Source organism: Campylobacter troglodytis (assembly GCF_006864425.1).
In the GTDB taxonomy this organism is placed as follows: Bacteria; Campylobacterota; Campylobacteria; order Campylobacterales; family Campylobacteraceae; genus Campylobacter_D; species Campylobacter_D troglodytis.
This window is the reverse complement of record NZ_QHLI01000110.1, coordinates 1-3,267: the sequence shown is the minus strand read 5'-3', so window position 1 is coordinate 3,267 and position 3,267 is coordinate 1. Positions and strand designations below refer to the sequence as shown.

Sequence of the window (3,267 nt, the reverse complement as noted above, 5' to 3'; positions counted from 1 at the left end):
TTGTTAAGTGTTTCATCAGCTGGGATGAAATGATAAAAGGGGGAATTTGCCTTGAAATTGCCTTCTTTATCTACTTCTGAAAAGAAGAGGGGTGAATTTGAAGTATTTTGCGTGAGAGTGGAGAAGCTAGGAACTTGCTTTGAGCCTTTAAGGAGGGTAGAATGCAAAAAAAGCCTAACTGTATAGCTTTTAAGCTCAGCTAGATTTAAGCACTTTTTATCATCCTTAAAATAAGCAAAAAGCTCCTCATAAATCTCATCACAGTTTATAAAAACATTATTGCTATAAACTATGATATAAATACTTTTTTTGTCCTCGTGCATTGAAACTATAAAATTCATACTCTATGCCCTTAAAGAATGCGTAATTTTGCCTTACCGTTATAGTATAAGCCTTGTATTATCTTACAACAAGCACCTAAAAAAAGCTCTTCCCACACGGTGCTAAGAACTTGATATATACTAGAATTATAGCCATAAAATAAATGAAGATTAGCCCTTGTTTCTATGGGCTGCTTGTTTTTATCTATGATGATAAAATTATTATATTGAGCTATGCAAGCCTTATATGCTATATTTTTATCCTCATTTATGAAGCTTGTTTCTTTTCTAAGCTTTGCAAAAAAAGCCTTGTTAAGTATTTTTATATGATAGCAAGCCTTATTTAGAGTAATGATAATATCAATAAGCTCATCTTGACTTGTTTTAAAATGTTCATCTTGTTTTATAGGCTCTATTTTGTGAATTTTATCCTTAATTGTTGCAAAAAGCAAGAAAAGATGGCTTGTGTTCTCAGCTTGATGAGTTAAAAAACTAGGCAAAAATGAAGCATGAGTTGTATTGGAGTGTTTTTTGGTGTTTTTATCATTGATGTTATGGGGCATAAAAAATTGAGTATGTGTTTTAAGATCTTGGCTGAATTTATTTAAATATTCTATGATTTGTCTTAAATTTTTGTTTTTAAGCTCTTCGTTATTGGTATTTGATTCTAAGAGATAGGAGTAAAAATAAAGGGTTTGAGTAAGGGTTATGATAGAGTGTGAATTTAAGCTTGTATATATAGGCAAGGTATTTTGTGAGCCATACTGAGCGTTGGCTACGAGCTTTATGCCACTGCTGTTATAGATATGTGTTAGTTTCATTGAAGTATCAATGCTTAATTTATCAAAAACTTCTCGCAAAATTTTCATAGTATTTGGATTTATAATAGTATTTGGAAAATTCCAGCCATAAATACTAGGTGAATTAAAGGTATAAACTTCTTTAGGGGAAAACCCCAGTAAATCCTTGTGTTTATCATCGCAATATAACAAGGCAATTTGTGCTAAATAGCCACCGAGTGAATGCCCTACAAAGATAATGGGTTTTGCGTTTAAGAGCAGTTTGTATTGTATATTTATTAAAAAATTTAACAATGAATTGTTTTGCATATTTAAGGAGGTAATGCTAAAGAGAAAATCCGTTAAATAATCCATTGGCCCCTCCGTTCCTCTAAAAGCAACAATATATTCGTTGTTTTTCCTATCATAAAACAAGGTTGCAGAGAAACCGTGCAATGTATTCTTTTGATGAATTTTAACCTCATACCGTTTTGCAAAATTCTTAGCTTGAATTTCTTCAAATTCGCCATTTACTTTATCGTTATTAAAAACATCTTTTACTTGATTTTTCACTGCATTAAAAAGATCATCCCCTTGCTTGAAATTATCTAAAACCTCTTGTCCTTGATATTTTTTACTTACTATATGCTCTAAATTTAGCTGAATTTCCTTATATCCTCTAGGGGATTCTTCATCTTTAATCTTTTTTCCATCAGAATTTAACTCATAAATTTTTCTAGGATTACCCTTAGAATATTCTAGTAAATCAAAATAAAAATAACTCGCCCACGCAAGTTCTGAGTAGTCTTTTAACTTGCTGATTACTAGCTTATTAGTTATCATACATTGCTCTATTTGAATTAAATCTTATAAAACAGCATCTTTTTTATGGTAATTATCCACAAAATAATGATAGGCACAATGGCAACCATAAAAACTATGATATTTTGCATATAAAAATATATTATGACGATAGCAAATGATACCAAATACACAAACAAGTTGTTTTTAAGTAAATAGCTATAATCGTTTTTTGTGATAATTTTCTCTTGAATGGCTAACTCAAAATTCAACAAAGGCTTGTATAAAACAAAATAATAAATATAGGGTATAGTAATAAGTAGTAAAAATTCTATAACACTATTTTTCTCATGTGATACAAATGCAAATGGCAACATTCCAGCACAAACGCATAGATATACTAAATTAGTAATTTTCATTTGATACACCATAAACACTACAAATTTATGGCATTATACGAAATTTTTCTTATATTACAAGATAAAATTTTATTTCCTCTAAACCCAACTATAAATTTATCATCTTGTGTATCATAAAATAGTGTCGCAGAGAATCCACTGGCTGTGTTTGCTTGATGGAATTTAATTTTGTATCGTTTAGAGAAATTTTGTGCTTGCAATTTCTCCAAATTCGCCATTGAGTGTATCAAGGTTAAATCCTTCATCAAGCAAATTCAATAACTTAGATTGCCAAGTATCATCTTGCTTTAAATTTATCAAAACCTCTTGTCCACTATATTTGCTACTTACTATGTGTTCTAAGTTAAGTGTTAGTTCCTTATATCCTCTTGAATAACTTTCATCTTTGATTTTATTGCCCTTAGAATCTAACTCATAGATTTTTCTGGAATTGCCCTTAGAATCTTTGAGTAAATCAAAGTAGAAATAACTTGCCAACGAAAGTTCAGAGTAGTCTTTTAAATCATTTATTTCTTGCATATTATTTTTCAAATTTTCTTATATAAGGTCTTTGGCTCAAAACGCTTGAATTTAAAACAAGATCATTTTATGGAAAATAAAAATTAAGAAAATATCTTGTTAAAGTATCTTGTGCCTTAGCTTTTTATGCCCCATAAAATCACACAGCACAAGATCCACCTCTCATCTTTTCTACTCATCTTTTCTACTCATCTTTTTTTCCTCATCATCATTTTTTTCCACCACTCATCTTTTCTACTCGTCCTCATTTTTCCCTCATTTTTCCCTCATTTTTCCCTCATTTTTGCCATCTCATCTTTTTCAAGCTCTCATCATTTCCATCTCATCTTTTTTTCACCCCTCATCTTGTCCCCTCATCAACGCCTCTTTCTATCAAGGCTTCAAGCCTGGTTTCAATTTTGGTATTATTCGTTTTAAGATCAAGCAGAG

Annotated in this window: 3 protein-coding genes and 1 pseudogene; all 4 read right to left on the bottom strand. The window is 30.5% G+C overall.

The genetic code is table 11. The features are described from left to right. A pseudogene (locus tag DMC01_RS12140) lies at positions 1–341 on the bottom strand (hypothetical protein); the annotation flags it as partial. Positions 342–352: 11 nt separating this feature from the next. Continuing rightward, on the bottom strand, positions 353–1,942 hold the full coding sequence (locus DMC01_RS12135) for a lipase family protein (protein ID WP_142694447.1): 1,590 nt from the start codon (positions 1,940–1,942) through the stop codon (positions 353–355). 17 nt (positions 1,943–1,959) lie between these two features. Then, positions 1,960–2,319 (bottom strand): hypothetical protein, encoded by a 360-nt coding sequence (locus DMC01_RS12130; protein ID WP_142694446.1) that lies wholly within the window; start codon positions 2,317–2,319, stop codon positions 1,960–1,962. 177 nt (positions 2,320–2,496) lie between these two features. After that, positions 2,497–2,838: a hypothetical protein gene (locus DMC01_RS12125; protein ID WP_246059235.1), complete on the bottom strand. Its 342-nt coding sequence runs from the start codon at positions 2,836–2,838 to the stop codon at positions 2,497–2,499. Between the last annotated feature and the right edge of the window lie 429 nt (positions 2,839–3,267).